The 18,463-nt window shown below is 58.9% G+C and carries 14 protein-coding genes and 4 pseudogenes; 14 read left to right on the top strand and 4 right to left on the bottom strand.

Going from position 1 to position 18,463, the window contains the following annotated elements; translation table 11 throughout:
- Window positions 1-140: 140 nt before the first annotated feature.
- From XH90_RS35575 to istB, 3 genes and pseudogenes are all read left to right on the top strand, one after another.
- Entirely contained in the window at window positions 141-1,166 is a 1,026-nt protein-coding gene (locus XH90_RS35575) for an IS110 family transposase (protein WP_164934317.1), read from the top strand.
- A 281-nt stretch (window positions 1,167-1,447) separates the two neighbouring features.
- Window positions 1,448-2,920: pseudogene (gene istA, locus XH90_RS35570) on the top strand (IS21 family transposase).
- Window positions 2,917-3,725 (top strand): annotated as a pseudogene (istB, locus tag XH90_RS35565) (IS21-like element helper ATPase IstB). Before istA ends, istB begins: the two co-directional pseudogenes overlap by 4 nt.
- A gap of 1,024 nt (window positions 3,726-4,749) precedes the next feature.
- On the opposite strand, the gene XH90_RS35560 reads toward istB, so the two are convergent.
- Both XH90_RS35560 and hisC read right to left on the bottom strand, forming a co-directional pair.
- Complete coding sequence (locus XH90_RS35560) at window positions 4,750-5,763, bottom strand: LLM class flavin-dependent oxidoreductase (RefSeq protein ID WP_128955129.1); 1,014 nt, start codon at window positions 5,761-5,763, stop codon at window positions 4,750-4,752.
- A gap of 37 nt (window positions 5,764-5,800) precedes the next feature.
- Entirely contained in the window at window positions 5,801-6,853 is a 1,053-nt protein-coding gene (hisC, locus tag XH90_RS35555; protein ID WP_232995662.1) for a histidinol-phosphate transaminase, read from the bottom strand.
- Window positions 6,854-7,508: 655 nt separating this feature from the next.
- Between hisC and XH90_RS39945 the strand changes: the two genes are divergently transcribed.
- The 3 genes and pseudogenes from XH90_RS39945 to XH90_RS39935 all read left to right on the top strand — a co-directional run bounded on the left by XH90_RS39945 (window position 7,509) and on the right by XH90_RS39935 (window position 8,170).
- Window positions 7,509-7,901, top strand: coding sequence for a transposase (locus XH90_RS39945; RefSeq protein WP_128929899.1), 393 nt, complete (start codon window positions 7,509-7,511; stop codon window positions 7,899-7,901).
- Window positions 7,883-7,927 (top strand): annotated as a pseudogene (locus tag XH90_RS39940) (hypothetical protein); the annotation flags it as partial. The gene XH90_RS39945 and the pseudogene XH90_RS39940, both read left to right, overlap by 19 nt.
- Window positions 7,928-7,972: 45 nt before the next feature.
- Window positions 7,973-8,170, top strand: a complete 198-nt coding sequence (locus tag XH90_RS39935; protein WP_167506288.1) for a DDE-type integrase/transposase/recombinase — start codon at window positions 7,973-7,975, stop codon at window positions 8,168-8,170.
- 151 nt (window positions 8,171-8,321) lie between these two features.
- Here the strand turns inward: XH90_RS39935 and XH90_RS35540 are convergent.
- Window positions 8,322-8,860, bottom strand: a pseudogene (locus XH90_RS35540) (IS30 family transposase); the annotation flags it as partial.
- A 560-nt stretch (window positions 8,861-9,420) separates the two neighbouring features.
- On the opposite strand from XH90_RS35540, the gene XH90_RS35535 reads away from it, so the two are divergent.
- On the top strand, window positions 9,421-9,837 hold the full coding sequence (locus XH90_RS35535) for a MerR family transcriptional regulator (protein ID WP_128929901.1): 417 nt from the start codon (window positions 9,421-9,423) through the stop codon (window positions 9,835-9,837).
- A gap of 205 nt (window positions 9,838-10,042) precedes the next feature.
- Here XH90_RS35535 and XH90_RS35530 read toward each other — a convergent pair whose 3' ends face one another.
- Window positions 10,043-10,984, bottom strand: coding sequence for a LysR family transcriptional regulator (locus XH90_RS35530; protein WP_128929902.1), 942 nt, complete (start codon window positions 10,982-10,984; stop codon window positions 10,043-10,045).
- 725 nt (window positions 10,985-11,709) lie between these two features.
- Here XH90_RS35530 and XH90_RS35525 point away from each other — a divergent pair.
- From XH90_RS35525 to XH90_RS35495, 7 genes are all read left to right on the top strand, one after another.
- Window positions 11,710-12,303: a NodA family N-acyltransferase gene (locus XH90_RS35525; RefSeq protein WP_128929903.1), complete on the top strand. Its 594-nt coding sequence runs from the start codon at window positions 11,710-11,712 to the stop codon at window positions 12,301-12,303.
- 11 nt (window positions 12,304-12,314) lie between these two features.
- Window positions 12,315-12,959, top strand: a complete 645-nt coding sequence (gene nodB / locus XH90_RS35520; protein WP_128930191.1) for a chitooligosaccharide deacetylase NodB — start codon at window positions 12,315-12,317, stop codon at window positions 12,957-12,959.
- Between the two features lie 7 nt (window positions 12,960-12,966).
- Window positions 12,967-14,277, top strand: coding sequence for a chitooligosaccharide synthase NodC (nodC, locus tag XH90_RS35515; protein WP_128929904.1), 1,311 nt, complete (start codon window positions 12,967-12,969; stop codon window positions 14,275-14,277).
- Between the two features lie 80 nt (window positions 14,278-14,357).
- On the top strand, window positions 14,358-14,966 hold the full coding sequence (locus XH90_RS35510; RefSeq protein WP_128929905.1) for an SAM-dependent methyltransferase: 609 nt from the start codon (window positions 14,358-14,360) through the stop codon (window positions 14,964-14,966).
- A gap of 30 nt (window positions 14,967-14,996) precedes the next feature.
- On the top strand, window positions 14,997-16,709 hold the full coding sequence (gene nodU, locus XH90_RS35505; RefSeq protein WP_128930192.1) for a nodulation protein NodU: 1,713 nt from the start codon (window positions 14,997-14,999) through the stop codon (window positions 16,707-16,709).
- Window positions 16,710-16,717: 8 nt separating this feature from the next.
- Entirely contained in the window at window positions 16,718-17,632 is a 915-nt protein-coding gene (nodI, locus tag XH90_RS35500; RefSeq protein WP_128929906.1) for a nodulation factor ABC transporter ATP-binding protein NodI, read from the top strand.
- The gene (locus XH90_RS35495) at window positions 17,629-18,417 is read left to right on the top strand and encodes an ABC transporter permease (protein WP_128929907.1); all 789 of its coding nucleotides are present in this window, start codon (window positions 17,629-17,631) and stop codon (window positions 18,415-18,417) included. The genes nodI and XH90_RS35495 overlap by 4 nt, the downstream gene beginning before the upstream one ends.
- Window positions 18,418-18,463: the final 46 nt, after the last annotated feature.

Raw genomic sequence — 18,463 nt, 5'->3', positions numbered from 1 at the left:
CAAGAGGAATCACTCGCGTGCCCGGCCGACACATCACAGATCACCAGATGAGATGGGATGGTTGCCGCCCTCCCCAGACGGCATCGTAATGTGCCAAGAACGCAGTGTTTGAACCCCGAAGCGAAGAGGACGGCAAATTGATGGATACGGTGATCGGAGTGGATCTAGCCAAGAATGTGTTTCAGCTCCACGGGGCGTCAATGGCGGGACACTTGAAATTTCGAAAGAAACTGTCGCGGCTTCAGTTTCGGAAGTTCATGGCGGGCCACCCATCGGCAGTGGTGGTGATGGAAGCCTGTGGCAGCGCCCACTATTGGGCACGGGAGATGGTCAAGCTCGGCCATGAAGTGAAACTGATCGCTCCGCAATATGTGAAGCCTTTTGTGAAACGCCAAAAGAACGACGCGGCTGATGCCGAAGCAATCGTGATCGCGGCACAGCGCCCCGAGATGCGCTTCGTCGAGCCGAAATCGGAAGAACAGCAGGCCAGGGCAGTGCTCTTTCGGGCTCGGAAGCGCCTTGTTCATCAGCGCACCGATCTGGTGAATGCGCTGCGTTCTGTTCTCTACGAATTCGGCCATATCATCCCGCAAGGAATCGAACAACTTAAACGCATTGACGCAATCCTCGAAGATCCGAACAGCGATCTACCAGAACTGGTCCGCGAGGAATGTCGGAGTCTCATTGATCAGATCGCCTACAAGACGGAGCGGATCGATGCCAAGGCAGAGCAGCTCAAGAAGTTGGCGACGCGGACGGTCACGGCGCAGCGGCTGCAGACAATGCCGGGGGTCGGCCCGCTGACCGCACTCGCGATCGAGGCTTTCGCGCCCGACATGGCGGCCTTTCGACGTGGCCGAGACTTCGCGGCTTGGCTCGGCTTGGTCCCACGGCAACATTCCTCAGGGGGAAAGGAAAGGCTCGGACGCGTTTCGAAGGAAGGACAGGCGGACATTCGCCAGTTGCTCATCGTTGGGGCGATGTCGCGGCTGAACTGGCTCGGGCGCAAGTCGATCCCTAGCGGATCCTGGCTGGCGCAGATGCTGGCGAGGAAGCCGCGCATGCTTGTGGCGATCGCCTTGGCGAACAAGATGGCTCGGACGATTTGGGCCATGCTCACCCGGAAGGAGGATTATCGGAACCCAGCGCAGGCAGTGACGGCATGACTGCATGCAGCACGAAATAGCCTGACGTTGGCGAAGGGGGTGTGAGAAGGCGACGACCCGAATGGGCGCAACGATCGAACAGATCTGGATCAGGAAACCAGCTAGAGCCAAAGAGCCGACGTGCTCGGAGATGAGAATTGGACCTGGTCCGCGGATCACCATACCGGCCAGCGGCTTCTGAAAATGCCGTAAAGGAAGGCCTGACAGAAGACCGCACTCGATCACACGCCAAAGGGTCAGAAACTTCTTGCATTGCGGGCGGCAACCACAGAAGGCTCTACATGAAGTACCGTCAGACCGATAGCCCGCCAGTGGCGGCGGCCAAGGCGTCATTCAGTGCGTCGACCGCCTATCGGATCGAGAGAGATCCCCGATTTCCATCGCAAAGGAAGGCGCCCCGCGGCCGGCGACGACCGGACCCGTTGAGCGAGGTGTTCGAGACCGAGATCGTCCCGATCCTGAAGGCGGCACCTGGCTTACGCCCGGTGGCGGTGTTCGAGGAGATGCTACGGCGTCATCCGGATCTCGGCATCGGTATCCGTCGTACCCTGGAACGTCGGATCCGTGCATAGCGGGCGGTCCACGGCGAGGAGCAGGAGGTGATCTTCCGCCAAACCCACGAGCCTGGCCAACTCGGCCTCTCCGACTTCACAGACATGGACGAGTTGGGTGTGACGATCGCGGGTGCTCCGTTGGATCATCGTCTCTATCACTTCCGTTTGGCCTATTGCGGGTTCGAGCACGCCCACGTCGTGCTTGGCGGCGAGAGCTTCGTCGCCCTGGCGGAAGGCCTGCAGAATGCCCTCTGGTCGCTCGGTGGGGCGCCGCGGGAGCATCGGACCGACAGTCTGTCGGCCGCATTCTGCAATCTCAATCGTGATGCACGGGACGATCTGACGCAGCGATACGAGGCCCTTTGTGCCCATTACGGCATGCGGCCTTCCCGCAACAATCGAGGCGTCGCCCACGAGAATGGCTCGATCGAAGGGCCTCACGGTCATCTCAAGCGAGCAATCGCGGACGCCTTGCTGCTGCGCGGAACTGTCGACTTCGACGATCTTGCCACCTATCGCGGCTTCATCGACGAGATCGTCAGCCGCCGCAATGCCCGCAACGCCAAGCGGATCGATAGCGAGCGCGTGGTGTTGCAGGAGCTGCCCGATCGGCGCACCTCCGACTACGAAGAGGTGATCGTCCGCGTGACCTCGTCCGGCGGCTTCACCCTGCGCAAGGTGTTCTACACGGTGCCATCGCGCCTGATCGGTCACCGGCTGCGGGTGCGCCTTTACGACGATCGTCTCGACGTGTTCGTCGGGGGCACCCATCTCGTCACCTTGCCGCGTGGGCGGCCGCATCCCAATGGCAAGTACGACCAGGTCGTCGATTATCGGCACGTGATCCATTCCCTGCGGCGCAAGCCGATGGCACTTCTCAATCTGGTCTACCGGGATCGGCTGTTCCCGCGCGATGCCTACCGGAAGACCTTCGATCGCTTGCGCGAACGCTTGCCGGACAAAAAAGCCTGCCGGATCATGGTCGATCTCCTCGCGCTCGCTCATGAACGCGGCTGCGAGACCGAACTCGCCGATCAGCTCACCGCCGACCTCGAGGCCGGCCAACTGCCCGACATCAACCGGCTACGTGCTTACTTCGCCCCCGATCCCGCCAACCTGCCGAACGTCGTGGTGCAGCTCGTGCCGCTTGCGACCTACGAATGCCTCATCGGTACCGCCGAGACCGGAGGTGCCGCATGAGCGTAACGAACACGGTTGATGCCGCGCGCCTCAATCTGTTGCTCAATGAGCTCCGTCTGCCTGCCATCAAGGTGCTGTGGGCGCAATTTGCCGAACAGTCCGACAAGGAAGGCTGGCCGGCCGGCCGCTTCCTCGCGACCATCGCCGAGCACGAGATTGCCGAACGCGGCCGCCGTCGGACCGAACGACACCTTGTCGAAGCACGTTTGCCCACCGGAAAGACCTTCGACAGCTTCGACTTCGAAGCTGTGCCGATGATCTCAAAGGCGCAGGTGATGGCGCTCGCCGGTGACAGCTGGCTGGGCAAGGGCGCCAATTTGCTGTTGTTCGGCCCGCCCGGCGGCGGAAAGAGCCACTTGGCGGCAGCGATCGGCCTGGCCCTCATCGAGAACGGATGGCGCGTCCTCTTCACCCGGACCACCGATCTCGTGCAGAAGCTCCAGCTAGCGCGACGCGAGCTTAACCTCGAGGCGGCCATCAATCGTCTCGATCGCTTCGATCTCCTGATTCTTGATGATCTCGCTTACGTCACCAAGGATCAGGCCGAGACCAGCGTGCTGTTCGAGCTCATCAGCGCACGCTACGAGCGCCGCTCGATGCTGATCACCGCCAATCAGCCATTCGGCGAATGGAACAGGGTCTTCCCGGACCCCGCCATGACCTGGCCGCTATCGATCGCCTCGTTCATCACGCCACCATCGTCGAGATGAACGTCGAGAGCTATCGCAGACGGACCGCCCTCGAACGAAAACGCGGTCCCGGACGGCCGCCATCGCACGCGACATCCAAAACCGTCGCTGATTGACGCTGCGCGACAATCAGAGTTCAACAAAACTCTTGCGCGCGACAATCATCGCGGCAATCATCATCAGGCCGCGACACGCCTCGCCATCCTGATTGCCGCGCACTTCCTACCCAGATTGCCGCGCTACATCAGCTCCCGTCGCTACGACCCCAATCGGGAATCCAACAGCCAGAGTGTACTCAGGGCTGGATAATCGTTGGGGGTCAGTCAAAGTCTACGGCTGCTGATGTAGTTCCAGAAGTTCCAAATGGGAGTCGCCAAGTTCCATGCCTTTGTCGGAACGAGCCGCCCGTCCAACAGTCAAGCACGGATGACGCCAGACTGGGGACAGACGCCGGCACTGTCGTCCCCGGAATGTCTACTGAAGGAGCAACAACGGCTCACATCTAGGGCCAAGTAATCTCACCCCACGCGCCAAATTGCTACCTCTCGGTAACATGGCATGATCCAATCCGTCGGGCAGGAATGACAAATTGGGGTTCGCTTGCTGGCTGTGGGCCCATCCGGTTTGGACCGTGCAAACCACAGCCACGGCAATCGAGGACGACGAACCGTCCGTGATGACGACTACCGCATCCTGCTCGCATCTCGACAAAAGCTCGACAAGTTCACAAACCTTCATCTTCCTAACCAACTTCTCGCCATCTAACCTCCTACTACAACAGCTTCTGTCTCTCTTTGACATTTCGCATTGCTCGGCTGACTGATCCGCCCTCAGTCGGTCGTCACTCTCCTGTTAAATACAGAGCCCACCTCGAGGTCATCGGACCTCGCCACCTTGCGAGGCACCACCACTCGCTCGTTCAGCGCCCGGAAAGCCCGCCGAATGAGCAGACCTGGAGTACTCACCCGCGCCGCCTGGGACAACCATGCTTCGAACACTTGATGTGCCCGCTCGACTGCACTAGGTGCAGCCGAGCGGGCATCCGCTTCACAGGCGCTCGACCTGGCGCCGCAGCGCCTGTCCAGAGAGGATCATGGGCTTCAGCCCACCGAAAGGTTTATCACTCTTATCCTAAGAGGTTCATGGGCCGCCTCCCGCCATAAGTTCGGACCGGAGAATAGTCGCCGTGTTCAAGGCCGCAACAAGCGGGAGATCGCCAAAGGCCACTTGGCAGAGAAGATAGTTAGCTCCCGCTTGCTCCAGGTGATCAATAAGGACACTTCGCACAGAAGCGGCGGTTCCGACAACGCACAATTCACTTTCAATTGCTGCTTCGAAGGTTGGCGGAAGGTTCGGAGGGGCAGGTACCCCGCTGAGATCATAAAGGACCCTAAAGCTCGTGAGCCATCTGTCGTAAGCCGCTGCAGCTAGCGAATACGCATGAGCTTCCGAAGTGTCTGCTACAATCATGCGAAGCAAACCGACAAGCGGAGCCCCTCCGCGCCAATTGCACGCGCGGTACGCGTCAGTCGATTTCCGAACCATAGAGGCCGGGCCAATGCTCGCGATATTGGCACCGATCTCAGCGGCCGCTCGCGCAGAGCCGGGCTGGCTCACGGGAATCCAGGTCGGTGGATGGGGACGCTGATAAGGCGTAATTGCTAACGGCACTTCGTGGAGGCGATAATGCTGACCTTCGTAGGACAAGGTCCCGCCTCGCATCGCTCTGGTCAAGATCTCCATTCCTTCGGAATACAGCTCGCGAGCGCTCTCTGCGCTAACCCCGAAGTACCCCAATTCAATCGGTAGAGAGCCCCACCCGATACCGAGCTCAAGACGACCGCCGCTCAAATGATCCAGCATGCATGCCTCTTCATAGGCCCGAAGGGGGTGCTGAAGGCTTAGCAGCATGACCATCGGCCCGATGCGGAGCTGCTTCGTACGCTGCGCAACGCTCGACAGAAATACGTTAGGCGAGGGCGATCGCCCGTGCGGTGTGCAATGGTGCTCGGCAAGATGGTACGCGTGGTATCCCAACCGGTCACACGCTTCGGCCAACACCAGTCGATCGTTATACTGCTGCGATAAGTCGAGACCGTCTTCGTCCAAGTGGTCAAAGATTCCAAGCCGTATTCGACGTGATACATTTGTCACGTTAGTCCTCCCGATTTGACGAAATCGTTCTCATTAATCAGATCAGCCCCCCAGCAATGCCACTGACCACAGATAAACAGGTGTCCATCTGCTCCGCCGCACCTATTGAGATTCTTATGAAGCCCCCAAGGTCCCCCTCGGGAAACACCGCAACGTTCACATTCTTCCTCTCTAAGGCTTGCTGCCACCATCTACCGTCGTACCCAAGCGGTACGCGAGCCAATACAAAGTTTGCATGTGATGGCAGGACATAGAATCCAAGCGCCGACAGCGCCACCATAGTTCTCTCCCTTTCCTGAACAATGCATTCAATGCACTGATCGTAGGCATTACGATGCTCGAGGATGCTGACGCCAACGGACTGGCTAATCACGCTCATGTTGAAAGGGTTCTGTATGCTACGCAGTCTTGCAATCACCCGCGGGTTACCGAGGCCAAAGCCGATGCGAAGGCCCGCTGCAGCGTAACTCTTCGAAAACGTCCTTAGCAGCAGAAGATTCTGATATCGGTCGATCAGACCCAGTGCATTGTCTGGAGCAAAGTCGACATACGCCTCATCGAGCACGATAAGCTGATCCGTTTCAGCGACCAGTCGCTCAATTTCCGCGATCTGAACGAATGTCCCTGTTGGGTTATTTGGGTTGGCGAGCACGATGAACTTTGCGTCTCCTGCCGCCTGCCGAACACTTTGGCTCGCCGGCAGAGCATTGTGATCGGCCCAATCAACTTCAAGCAAGCGCGCTCCGTTCACCGCCGCCAATTTATGATTGAACGAAAAGCCGGGCGACAACATTCCGACAGTATCGCCAGCGGCAAGAAACCCCCGGTAAATAAGTGCGAGAATCTCCGATGAGCCATTTCCTGCGATCACCTGCTCGACAGAGACCCCATAGGCTCGCGCGGCCGCTGATCGTAAGCCGCCGCTGTCCTCCTCCGGATACCTATTGTGGGTTCCAATCGCGGCAAACGCAGCCCGCATGACTACGTCAGGCATCGGGAACGGGTTTTCGTTCCTGTTGAGGTTCACGCATGGCAGCGAGTACGCAGCGATCCCGGCGGATCTGCCTTCCGCGAGACTCCTGTCTGCCATAGCATGTCGATGAAGGTATTCCTCGTCACCTGACATCCAGATCCTCCTCTATGCAGCCCGACATCCGCCTGCTGCCGCAGGTCGCGCTGCTTTCCCTATCTCTGTTGCGGACCAGCCGCACCTCACCTCTTGGTTTGTTCAAAGCCGGTCACAGTGCCCCACATTGGGCTCTATGGGTTCGGTTGAAGACACTCGAGGCTGTCACACAGCAAGGCGTCAAAATGCAGCCCTAACCGACAGCATCTAGCGCGATCGCCATAGCCATTGCTTACCAATCGAGCTCACTCGGCACGCCTGTGCGCTTCCACCTTTTCCGTGTACAACCTGACCCTGCGGTCGATTCAAGTGGTTTATCCCAAGGCCGCTCCTGCAGACCGACATTAATCAGCTGGAAGCACACACAATCCGAACCAATAATGCCGCCGTTCACAGATCACTCCTTTCGCCACAGGGCCGCCAAAAGCAAACCGCCTGCCCCCCGGCCTGTTCAAATGACCTGTTGAGCCTCTGCCGCTGAATGCCGCACCGATCAGAAACAGCCCGGTGCCACACCGCACATTGGCTCCGGATATTACCGATCTCCCTTGTTGCACCCGTGAACCTCCTCCGAATTGATGGACACCTGTAGTAGGCTCGAAGAGCCAGGAGGTGTCGGATGGAAGGACGTCAGCGTCGGTCGCTTACGGACGACTACAAGCGGCAAGCGGTTGATCTCGTAACATCGAGTTGGCGCTCGATCGGATCTGTTGCCAAGGAGCTTGGCTTGCGAGAGTCCGTGCTGCGGCGGTGGGTGGAGCAGCGAGGGGTTCGGCTGCAGCCGACGGCGGCGGCGCGGCGCCCCACGACGCGGGCGACGCTGCCGTCGGCGGACCACGCGGCAGAGATCGCGCGTTTGCAGCGAGAGAACGAGCGGCTGCGCATTATGCCTGGCGCTCGCGCCCGGGGAGCCGACGATCTGCTGCCAATCGTGACCTCGTCGACGACATCAGGCGGGTCCACCGCGACACCCGCGGGCGTTATGGCAGCCCGCGTATCCATGCCGAGTTGAAGGATCAGGGCCGCGGGGCGAGCCGTGGTCGCATCGAGCGGTTGATGCGGCGTCACGGCAGCAGGGCCATCATGGCGCGGCCACGTCGGGTGCGGACCACCGACAGCCGCCACGACCTGCCGATCGCCCCCAATCTGCTCGACCGCAACTTCATCGCCACTGCGCCGAACCGGATCTGGCTGGCCGATATCACCTACATCGAGACCGATCAGGGCTGGCTCTATCTGGCTGCCGTCATGGATCTGTACAGCCGCAGGATTGTCGGCTAGGCGATGGCGGATCATTTGCGCGCCGAGCTGGCCTTGGCGGCGTTGCGGATGGCGATCGCGGCGCGGCGGCCAAGTGCCGGCCTGATCCACCATTCCGATCGCGGCGTTCAAGGCGGATTCAAGCGGTCGTCGCAACACAGATTGTGTTCACTCACGATAGCAACTCGTCAAGGGCCTCTGCCGGCGTTTTCTAACCCAGGGTTTTTCTCGGTCGAGCATTGAGGGCCGCGGCCACAGCGGCGATCTCGTCGGCGCTGTGGCCGCTCAGGTCGGTGCCTTTCGGGAAGTACTGACGCAGCAGCCCATTTGTGTTCTCGTTGGTGCCACGCTGCCATGGGCTTTGCGGATCGCAGAAGTAGATTTGGACACCCGCGTCGATCTTAAGACGATCGTGCTGAGCCATTTCAGCTCCCTGATCCCAGGTCAGCGAACGACGCAGCTCTTCGGGCAAGCTGATGATGGTGCGCGTAATCGCGCCGCGCACCGCTTCAGCTCCGTGCCCTGCGAGAGCAGGCCCATTCTTCATGCGCGGAGCTTCGCCATGCCCCGCAACCCGGGGAAGATGCAGCAGCATCGTGAAGCGCGTCGTACGCTCAACCAGCGTGCCGATCACCGAGCTGCCAAGACCAAGGATGAGGTCTCCCTCCCAGTGACCGGCACCGCGCGATCGGCCGCTTCGGCGGGGCGTTGTCGCTTAAACTCGCTCCTCTAGGCGGGGGCACCTGAGAGCTTCTCCGTGCCCGGGCCGAGGAGCCTGCGTTTTTTCAAGTCTCCGGTCCTACGCGCCCCAGGTCCGTCTCCGTTCTGCCTCATAGCAGCCAAACCCCTTTGTAAGGAGCCGCGCCGACGTGACGGATTTGAATACAAGCTAAGGGACCACGTTGCATATGCCAGGCCGCATCTATACTCCCGAAGACCTCTTAATGCTCGGACGTCTTCTTGATGAGGCCGTCGTTGCGCTCCCCGATTGCATGCGAACTCCTGCGAATCGCACAGCACTCGCGACGCTCATTCTTGAACGCACGTCCGCCGCGGACGATCTGCGTTCATTTGTCAGGCTGATGCAGCTTGTAGCGCCCTCAACGTAGTTCAGGCCGGATGCGCTATTAGCGCAATATTGCGCTACATGGCCTGCCGCAACACCCGCGTATCGCAAGCTTCGTTCGATCTACGACACGCCGCCGCCCTGCCAGGCAAGCGGTCCGAAAGCGCTTGAACCTCCCCTGGCGTCAGGTTGTACAGGTCCGGCTATGAACAGGCCTTCATTCTATAAGCGTCGGTGGCGGCGCATTGGTGAACTTGCAGATGCCACCGGCGTCACGGTGCGGGCATTGCGTCACTATGAGCAGACAGGACTGCTCACTGCTTCTCAGCGTACGTGCGGCGGCCATCGCATGTACGACGCCGACAGTTTGACACGCGTTTACCACATAGTCGCACTTCGCCGGCTCGGCCTTTCGCTTCAGGAAATCCGGAGCGCTCTTGAAGGACGCTCGTCTCTTTCGCGTTTGTTGAGCGAGCAGCTGGAACGTGCAGAGCGCGAAGTGATGCGCGCAACCGCCGTCCGCGATCTGCTGCGCCGCCTCGCTCAGAATGTCGACGCAGATGTCCGGCTAGACGAGCTACCCAACCATCTGAACCGACCTCCGGGTAAAGTCGACATGTGAGTACCTCTGCTCGAACGGCGCGCTCGGCGGCAATCAGAGTGGGGCCGTCGCCTGTCTGGACGCCGCTGCGCGACACCGTTTCCGACGACCAACAAGGGCATGCGGGTCATTTGCTGCGGCCAACCCGTGTCACGTGGAGGCCAGTAATTGAAGGCTTAGCGCGACATGCTCCGCCGCGTCTGAACGGCCCCAATTGGGGGACGCGCTACTCAGGAGCCAGGCTTGGTTCCTCCTGTGACGAACCGAGGCGAGCGGCTTCCTCAAGCAAGACCTGGCGCATCCACTTGCTTGCAGGCTCATTGTTGTGCAGTGCAGGCCATTGCAGCGTCTCCGTAAAGCCAGGCAACGGCAGGGGAAGCTTTGCAACGCGCAAGGGTAGCGATTTTGCGAAATGCCGCACCAACGTTGCCGGCATGGTCGCTACCCGGTTCGTCCCGACGAGCATGTGGGGCATCATGCTGAAGCCCTGAACCACGACCTCCACGCGCCGCTTAACTCGATGCTCCTGCATGAACCATTCGTCGATTGACGGGACGCGAGAACGGCCGAACCGGACAGCAACGTGCCCCATGGACATGTAGCTTGAGAACGTCAGCGGTCGCGCCAATCGCTTGTTGGAACGGCAGCCCACGCAAACCAGCGTCTCATCAAATAGCGTGGCCTTCGGATGCTCATCCGTCGTGTACACGTCGGGAAGAATGATAAAGTCGACCGCACCCCGCTGAAGGGGGTGGTCGAATGGATCGGCCAGTGGCATCAGCTCGAATTTGATGCCGGGCGCCTCTCGCGCGACGCGCTCAATCACCTTGCGAATAAGCACGATAGCCGCGAAATCGGACATGCAAAGGCGAAAACGGCGATTTGATTCGTCCGGCCTAAAGGGCTCGCGAGACGTGATGGAAAGCTGAATGTGCAGTAACGCTTCGCGAGTAGGTGAGGCGAGAGCCTCTGCGCGTGGGGTCAGGACAAGTTCACGGCCGCTCATCGTGAACAACTCGTCCTTGAAATACGCACGCAGGCGGGCGACCGCCGCACTCATTGCGGGCTGGCTCAAGTTGATGCTGCGTGCTGCTGCCGTCAAGTTACGCTCTGCTATCAGGGCATCAAGAGCGACGAGCAGATTTAGATCTAGGCCACGAAACCGCATTGTTCATTCATCCGCAGTGTAGATGTAACTCATCTAAACAATCGATTTTACCCGCGCGCGCCACGATGGAATAAAAGTGACGTGTCCGACGCAACACGTTAGATTTTGGAGACCACGATCGTGGCGCTGCGCATTGAACATAGTGAACCGCGAATCATAGCGACACCGCCCCAGGCATTTCTTGAAGCTCACATATGGTCTCAGCCCTGCAGACCCCTTGGTCTCGCGACCCAGTTATCAAGCGGCAATGGGCTCTTTACAACGATCAATCGGACAGCGCGCCCCATCCAATCGACACCACCATGCGTGCCCCTTGCAAACAGCAACAGGCGCTATCCCAGTTCGAGCGCGCCATGTCTTACATTAGTAGCCCGTACCAGTTCACACATTCAAACCACCTCGATCACCCCATCAAACATCTTTAAGGCGAGTAATACATCAGAGGTGCTTTGTCTCGCAACTCGCAGGACGCCGATATGTCCGCGAAAGGACGCCGATATACCATCGTATATTGTACAACCTGACCGCACCCACCTTCTTTCTAGCAGGATTCCTGTAGGGCTCCCGCGGCCTGCTACGCATTGCGCCGCATTCCCAAGTCGTTCTTCGCCGAACCGCAGGAGAGCGCCTGCAGCAGCCCCGTGCGCTCGATTCCGTGCGCACCCTGCTGTAGCGCCTCACCTCATGCATACACGGCAATGAAGCCAAACGTAGGAGATGGGTCGATGCGCCCCCCAATACAGTGGCGGACGTGCTGGGAGAATGAGTTGGAGCTATCGGATCATATCCAGCTCTCGGCATTCTTACGAGCGGCTTACGGACCGACCGGAACGTTCAATGCACGTCCCTTTGAGGGCTATCGGAGCTGGGCGGGTGCGAGGCCCGAGCTCCGATGTGTCGGCTACGACAGCAGGGGCGTTGCGGCTCATCTTGGCGCGCTGCGACGGTTCATCAAGGTCGGCGATGCCGACGTGTTGGTGGCCGAACTCGGATTGTACGCGGTACGCCCCGACCTAGAGGGTCTGGGAGTGCCACACTCTGTACGCGCAATGTATCCTACACTACACCTGATGGGCGTTCCTTTCGGATTTGGCACAGTCCGTCATGCGCTCAAAACGCACATCACGAGGTTGCTCGATCGCCCAGGGCTGGCCTCGATCATTCCGGGTATACGCGTCCGTTCTACGCTGGCGGAGGTCTATCCTGCTTTGCCGCCCACGCGAACAGACGACGCTCTTCTCGTCGTTTTGCCTGTCGGAAAGCCGTTGAGCGAATGGCCGCCCGGAACGACAATTGAGCGAAACGGGCCCGAACTGTGACAGGCCTCTCTATGCACTTAACAAGCGTTGGCGATGGCAGGCAGTATGCTGACTCACCAAGCGTCCACTTGACGTTCGACGACGGGCCGCACTCTTTTTATACCCCGCACATCTTAGACATCCTCTCCCAACATAACGTGCCGGCGACGTTCTGCGTCATCGGCAGATATGCAGCAGAACATCCGCACATTACGCGCAGGATAGTTTCCGACGGACACGAACTCGCAAACCACACCATGAACCATCCCGATCTCTCGAAATGCGAGCCAACGAAAGTCGCGTCGGAGATTGCACACGCGAACTGTGCCATTAAGTCGGCTTGCCCGGAGGCTCGGCTCCGACATGTGCGTGCGCCATATGGGCTCTGGACCGAACATGTGCTCTCCTGCGCCGCGAGCGCTGGGCTCGGCGCACTTCACTGGTCTGTAGACCCTCGCGACTGGTCTCGGCCTGGTGCGGATGCGATCGTCAGCGCGGTACTGAGCTCCATCCAACCTGGAGCCATTGTTCTTTTGCACGATGGCTGCCCTCCCGATGAACGCAATTGGGGTCATGATCAAAGGCTGCGCGATCAGACAGTATGCGCCGTCAGCCAGCTAATTCCCGCATTGCACAGTCGCGGCTTTGCAATTCGTCCCATTCCTCACTTTCACTGAGACCAGAATGAGCCTGCTTGTGACCGCCAGCACTGCCGCGATTGGATCATACACAATCCTTTCAGCGTTTTATAAGAGCGCTCAAATGATCTATGCAATAAAGAGCCGGGCCTCATCGCCGCCACTCACGGACGTCGATCACGAAACGATGCCCAGTGTCGACGTTATCGTTCCTTGCTACAATGAAACGCCAGACACCCTGTCGGCGTGCTTAGGCTCGATTGCCGCCCAGGATTTTACTGGACGACTGCGCGTCTATGTCGTTGACGATGGCTCTCAAAACCTCGCTGCTGTCAAAGCTGTCCACGACGCTTACGCGCAAGATACACGATTTCGCTTTATCATTCTGCGAAAGAACGTAGGCAAGAGGAAGGCGCAGATTTGTGCCATCCGGCAGTCATCTGGAGACCTGGTTCTCAACGTCGACTCTGATACGACGCTCGCAGTCGATGTCGTCACAAAACTAGCAGCTAGCATGCACGAGCCGGAAGTTGGTGCCGCTATGGGCCATCTGGTCGCGACCAATCGGGATCGCACTTGGCTCACGCGGCTCATCGACATGGAGTACTGGCTTGCTTGTAACGAAGAACGCGCTGCACAAGCCAGCTTCGGTGCTGTTATGTGCTGCTGCGGACCCTGCGCCATGTATCGCCGTTCGGCTCTTACATCGCTGCTCGACAAGTATGAAACGCAATATTTCCGCGGGAAGCCCAGTGATTTCGGCGAGGATCGTCACCTCACAATACTTATGCTGCAGGCAGGGTTTCGAACTGAATACGTTCCAGATGCGATAGCCGCAACCGTCGTTCCCGACAGGCTCGGACCTTATTTGCGTCAACAACTACGCTGGGCACGCAGTACGTTCCGCGACACGCTGCTAGCACTGCGGCTGCTGCCTCATCTTAATGGCTATCTCACATTAGATGTTATCGGACAGAACCTTGGCCCTCTTCTTTTGGCTCTGTCCATAATGACCGGGCTCGCTCAGCTTGCGACCACGCACACCATACCATGGTTGACGATCGTTGCTATTTCATCGCTAACGCTGATGCGGTGCACCACAGCGGCGATTCGTGCTCGTGAGGTGCGATTTCTTGGCTTCGCGTTGCACACGCCAATCAATCTGTTCCTAGTGCTTCCCTTGAAAGCCTATGCATTGTGTACATTGGATAACAGTAACTGGCTCTCCCGTACGACGCCTCCGGCATCACTCTGCGGGGCTCCGGAAACGATCCACGAACGTGACGCCTGTCACCATGATGCCGCTCGGCGACAGCCGGCAGCGCTGGCGGTCACCGGGGAGGGGACCACCCGTTAAGGCGCTCCAACGCTCGGCCTGTGATCTAGGACCGCGCTCAAACGCGGCGAAAACAAGCGCACTAAAGTAAGGAAGGGTGAATGACATTCGATAAGGTACTGCGCTTGCTCGAGCGGGAGATGGAGGCGGACGACCCGTGGCGGCTCAACGCGAACCCATTCGAGCAAGAGCGCCACGCGCACTTGCTCCGTCTGTGCCTCGCGGAAGGCGCGGTCGGTAACGCGCTTGAGGTGGGTTGCGCAGCGGGCGTCTTCACGGCAAAGCTGGCGCCCCACTGCCAGCAACTCGTAGCAATCGACGTTCTGCCGCGTGCGATCACTCGAGCAAGGGAGCAAGCTCAATGGCCTCATATCGCCTGGCACATCTCTGACGTGCGGGACCTCAACGCAACTAATCCATTCGACCTGATCGTGGTGGCGGAAGTGCTTTATTATCTTGAAGATACCGGCCAGATGGGTGACGCCATCGAGAAGCTCACGCGAATGCTGGCGCCCAGCGGACGGCTCGTTTTCGGATCAGCGCGTGACGCCTCTTGTCAGCGTTGGGGGCATCCTGCGGGTGCCGAAACAATGCTTGATGTTTTGAATGAACATCTGGTCGAGACTGAGCGCGTACAATGCCGTGGCGCGAGCATCGACGAAGATTGTTTGATTGCGTCTTTTCGCACTAAGTCGAACTTGCCAGACTAGTGCATTCGCTGCGGCGAACACGGAGTGACTATGCGAATCTGTGGAATCAAGCTGACACATGACGGAGCGGTTGCCGTTGTGGAAGATGGGCGCTTGCTCTTCTGCATAGAGCAAGAAAAGAGAGCCAATAATCCACGCTATCAAGCCATCACCGACCTCTGCGCAGTCACTCTCGCGCTGGCCGAACACGGCTTAAGGCCCACGGATGTTGACCGATTTGTCATCGACGGCTGGGACGGGCTGACGCACTCGCAATTTGATGTCCTAAGTGAAGGGGTGCCGCTCACCATTAAGGGAGCGCCATATATCGAGTCCCACGAAAACACGCTCCTCACGCCCTATGCCGGGTCGGGCCTCGTCCTCGATCGGGTGCCTTTACGTTATCATAGCTATGCTCACGTAGCCGGCCACGTGGCCGGCGCTTACTGTACCAGTGCTTTCGCCAAAGCCCGAGCCCCTGCATTGTGCTTAGTGTGGGACGGCTGCATCTTTCCGCGCCTGTATCATGTAGATCCGACCGGAGCCCGCTTCCTCGACACTCTTTTCCCTTTCATCGGCCATGCCTATGCTATCGCTGGGCAGCACTTCGGGCCCTATCGTCAAGCCAGCAGGGCAGGCTGGGATCTTGGTGTCGCAGGTAAGCTTATGGCGTATATCGGGCTAGGCGCTCTCGATGAGGGCATTCTGGCAGTCTTTCAAGAGATGTATGAAGCGTGTCTAGCCGGTCCTTCCGAGCGTGCTCGCGCTTACCGTGCCAGCATAAACGATCCTGAAGCCTTACTTGCCGCCACTGACTGGTTTTTCGAGGCATGCGGTCGTCGGCTCACCGGTACGCCTTCCGAAGATGTACTCGCATCTTTTCACGTTTTTCTGGAGCGGCTGCTGGAGCAAGAAATAGGACTTGCTCTGCTACGGCACTCAGGTCTTCCGGGCTTACGGCACCTGTGCATCGCTGGAGGGTGTGGACTTAATATAAAGTGGAATAGTGCTCTGCGCGCGACGGGATTGTTTGATTCAGTTTGGGTACCCCCGTTTCCAAATGATAGCGGCTCAGCAATTGGCGCGGCTTGCGCCGCCATGGCCGAGCCAAACGCTTTGACTCCTTTGGAGTGGTCAGTTCACAGCGGACCGGCCTTGACCGGAAGCAACCCATCAGGCCAATGGGAGGCTTTGCCCTGTACCATCGTAGAGCTTGCGGCTCTCATCGCTACAGGCAAGCCCGTAGTGTTCCTCACCGGCCTCGCGGAGCTCGGACCCAGAGCACTCGGCGGCCGCAGTATTATTGCGGCTGCAACCTCCAAGGAGATGAAAGACCTTCTGAACGATATCAAGCTACGGGAACGATTTCGTCCCGTCGCTCCTATTTGCCTCGAGGACCGGGCTGCTGAAATTTTCGATCCCGGCAGCCCAGATCCTTACATGCTCTTCGACCATCAAACCCGTCGCGAATGGCGGACAAAAGTTCCCGCTATCGTGCACCTGGATGGTTCTGCCCGATTGCAAACAATCTCCCGAACGTCTCCGCAAAAGATCGCTGCTCTTCTGGTCGAGTATGAGAAACTTACAGGAATTCCGCTGCTCTGCAACACGAGCGCCAACCATCCTGGCCGGGGGTTTTTTCCTGATGTTGCTAGCGCTTGTGACTGGGGTCGCGTCGACCATGTTTGGTGCGACGGCTTTCTCTGGCAACGATCCGTCGAAGCTGGTCTGACATTATCCAATTCCGCTCTGGTCACTGACTAAGACAGCCTATGTCCAATCCAGCGATTCAACTGACTGACGTCCAAAAGACTTATCATGATCGAGGCGTCGTACGGGGTCTGACCTTTAGCGTCGCTAAGGGAGAGTGTTTCGGGCTACTCGGTCCAAATGGGGCGGGTAAAAGCACGATCGTTCGGATGATCCTCGGCCTCATATCGCCCGATGCCGGCCGGATCACTGTTTTGGGTGAGCAGGTGCCGGCACGCGCCCGTTTGGCGCGCGCGGGCATCGGCGTCGTCCCACAAGTTGATAATCTCGAGGATGCGTTCACTGTGCGCGAAAATCTCCTCATATTTGGACGGTACTTTGGACTGAATACGCGCGAAAGTGAGGAGGCTGTGCCTTCGCTGCTCGAATTTGCGCGACTTGAGGGTAGAGCAGAGTCACGGGTCGCGGATCTGTCCGGCGGCATGAAGCGACGTCTCGTGCTGGCCCGTGCCCTGATCAACGATCCACAACTGCTCATCATGGATGAACCCACGACCAGCCTCGATCCCCACGCCCGCCACTTGATTTGGGAACGCCTGCGTCTTCTGCTCGCTCGAGGAAAGACTATCCTGCTGACGACCCACTTCATGGAAGAGGCTGAACGACTTTGCGATCGCCTCTGCGTGCTAGAGAATGGACGTAAGATCGCCGAGGGTGCGCCCAATGCTCTGATCGACTCTCAGATTGGCTGTGATGTCCTCGAGGTCTACGGCGGAAACCCACTCGAGCTCCGTGCGATAATAGAGCCTCACGCTTCGCGCATCGAGGTGAGGGGAGAGACGCTGTTTTGCTACGCGCCGGATCAGGCGGCGGTGCGGCTTCGGCTTCGTGGATGCACCGGTCTGCGCCTTCTGGAGCGGCCGCCTAACCTGGAAGACGTCTTCCTGCGGTTGACGGGACACAGGATAGACGCATGAAGACGATATCCAAAGCAGCCTTGCCATCGGACGCACTCAGTTGGATCAGCGTGTGGCGCCGCAACTATCTGGCATGGAGGAAGGCCGCCGCTGCTTCGCTGCTTGGCAACTTGGCCGACCCGTTGACCAACCTCTTGGGTCTCGGCTTTGGGCTCGGCCTGATTGTCGGCAATGTAGACGGTCACTCATATGTCGATTTCTTGGTCGGCGGAATGGTGGCAACCAGCGCTATGACCGCGGCAAGCTTCGAAACTCTGTACGGAACGTTCGCTCGCATGCGCAGCCAACGAACCTGGGACGCAATGATGTGCACTCCGCTCACGCTGGGTGATATCCTCCTCGGTGAATTGGTTTGGGCAGCAAGCAAGGCCACTTTGGCGGGCACCGGAATCGCGCTTGTTGCTACGGGGCTTGGCTATGGCACCTTATTATCCACGTTCTATTGTTTCCCCGCTCTCGCCCTCACCGGCCTTGCGTTCGCGAGCGCGGCGCTCGTCGTTGTCGCGATTGCCCCAAGCTACGACTATTTTGTGTTCTACCAGACTCTCATCTCGACCCCTATGGTGTTCCTATCCGGGGCAGTCTTTCCCGTTGCGCACCTTCCGCCCGCTCTCCAGTTGGCTGCAGCCGCGTTACCTTTGGAACATTCGATTGCGCTAATACGGCCTGCAATGCTCGGGCTACCACTCGATAGCATCGGCGCGCATGTTGGTGTCCTTTTCGCTTACGCAGTACTGCTCTTCTTACTGTCGGCAAAGCTATTTCGGCGACGCTTATCACACTGACGATGCCCAGCCGCTTAATGAACGCACACCCTGTTTCTCGGCCTGC

The organism is Bradyrhizobium sp. CCBAU 53338, assembly GCF_015291665.1.
GTDB lineage: Bacteria > Pseudomonadota > Alphaproteobacteria > Rhizobiales > Xanthobacteraceae > Bradyrhizobium.
The sequence above is the reverse complement of the archived record's forward strand: the minus strand, read 5'-3'. Positions and strand labels throughout refer to the sequence as shown.

Coding starts and splice junctions, on each gene's coding strand:
- XH90_RS35575 (WP_164934317.1), top strand. CDS start 141: ATGGATACGGTGATCGGAGTGGATCTAGCCAAGAATGTGTTTCAGCTC.
- hisC (WP_232995662.1), bottom strand. CDS start 6,853: ATGGCAGACAGGAGTCTCGCGGAAGGCAGATCCGCCGGGATCGCTGCG.
- XH90_RS39945 (WP_128929899.1), top strand. CDS start 7,509: ATGGAAGGACGTCAGCGTCGGTCGCTTACGGACGACTACAAGCGGCAA.
- XH90_RS39935 (WP_167506288.1), top strand. CDS start 7,973: ATGGCGCGGCCACGTCGGGTGCGGACCACCGACAGCCGCCACGACCTG.
- XH90_RS35535 (WP_128929901.1), top strand. CDS start 9,421: ATGAACAGGCCTTCATTCTATAAGCGTCGGTGGCGGCGCATTGGTGAA.
- XH90_RS35530 (WP_128929902.1), bottom strand. CDS start 10,984: ATGCGGTTTCGTGGCCTAGATCTAAATCTGCTCGTCGCTCTTGATGCC.
- XH90_RS35525 (WP_128929903.1), top strand. CDS start 11,710: ATGCGCCCCCCAATACAGTGGCGGACGTGCTGGGAGAATGAGTTGGAG.
- nodB (WP_128930191.1), top strand. CDS start 12,315: ATGCACTTAACAAGCGTTGGCGATGGCAGGCAGTATGCTGACTCACCA.
- nodC (WP_128929904.1), top strand. CDS start 12,967: ATGAGCCTGCTTGTGACCGCCAGCACTGCCGCGATTGGATCATACACA.
- XH90_RS35510 (WP_128929905.1), top strand. CDS start 14,358: ATGACATTCGATAAGGTACTGCGCTTGCTCGAGCGGGAGATGGAGGCG.
- nodU (WP_128930192.1), top strand. CDS start 14,997: ATGCGAATCTGTGGAATCAAGCTGACACATGACGGAGCGGTTGCCGTT.
- nodI (WP_128929906.1), top strand. CDS start 16,718: ATGTCCAATCCAGCGATTCAACTGACTGACGTCCAAAAGACTTATCAT.
- XH90_RS35495 (WP_128929907.1), top strand. CDS start 17,629: ATGAAGACGATATCCAAAGCAGCCTTGCCATCGGACGCACTCAGTTGG.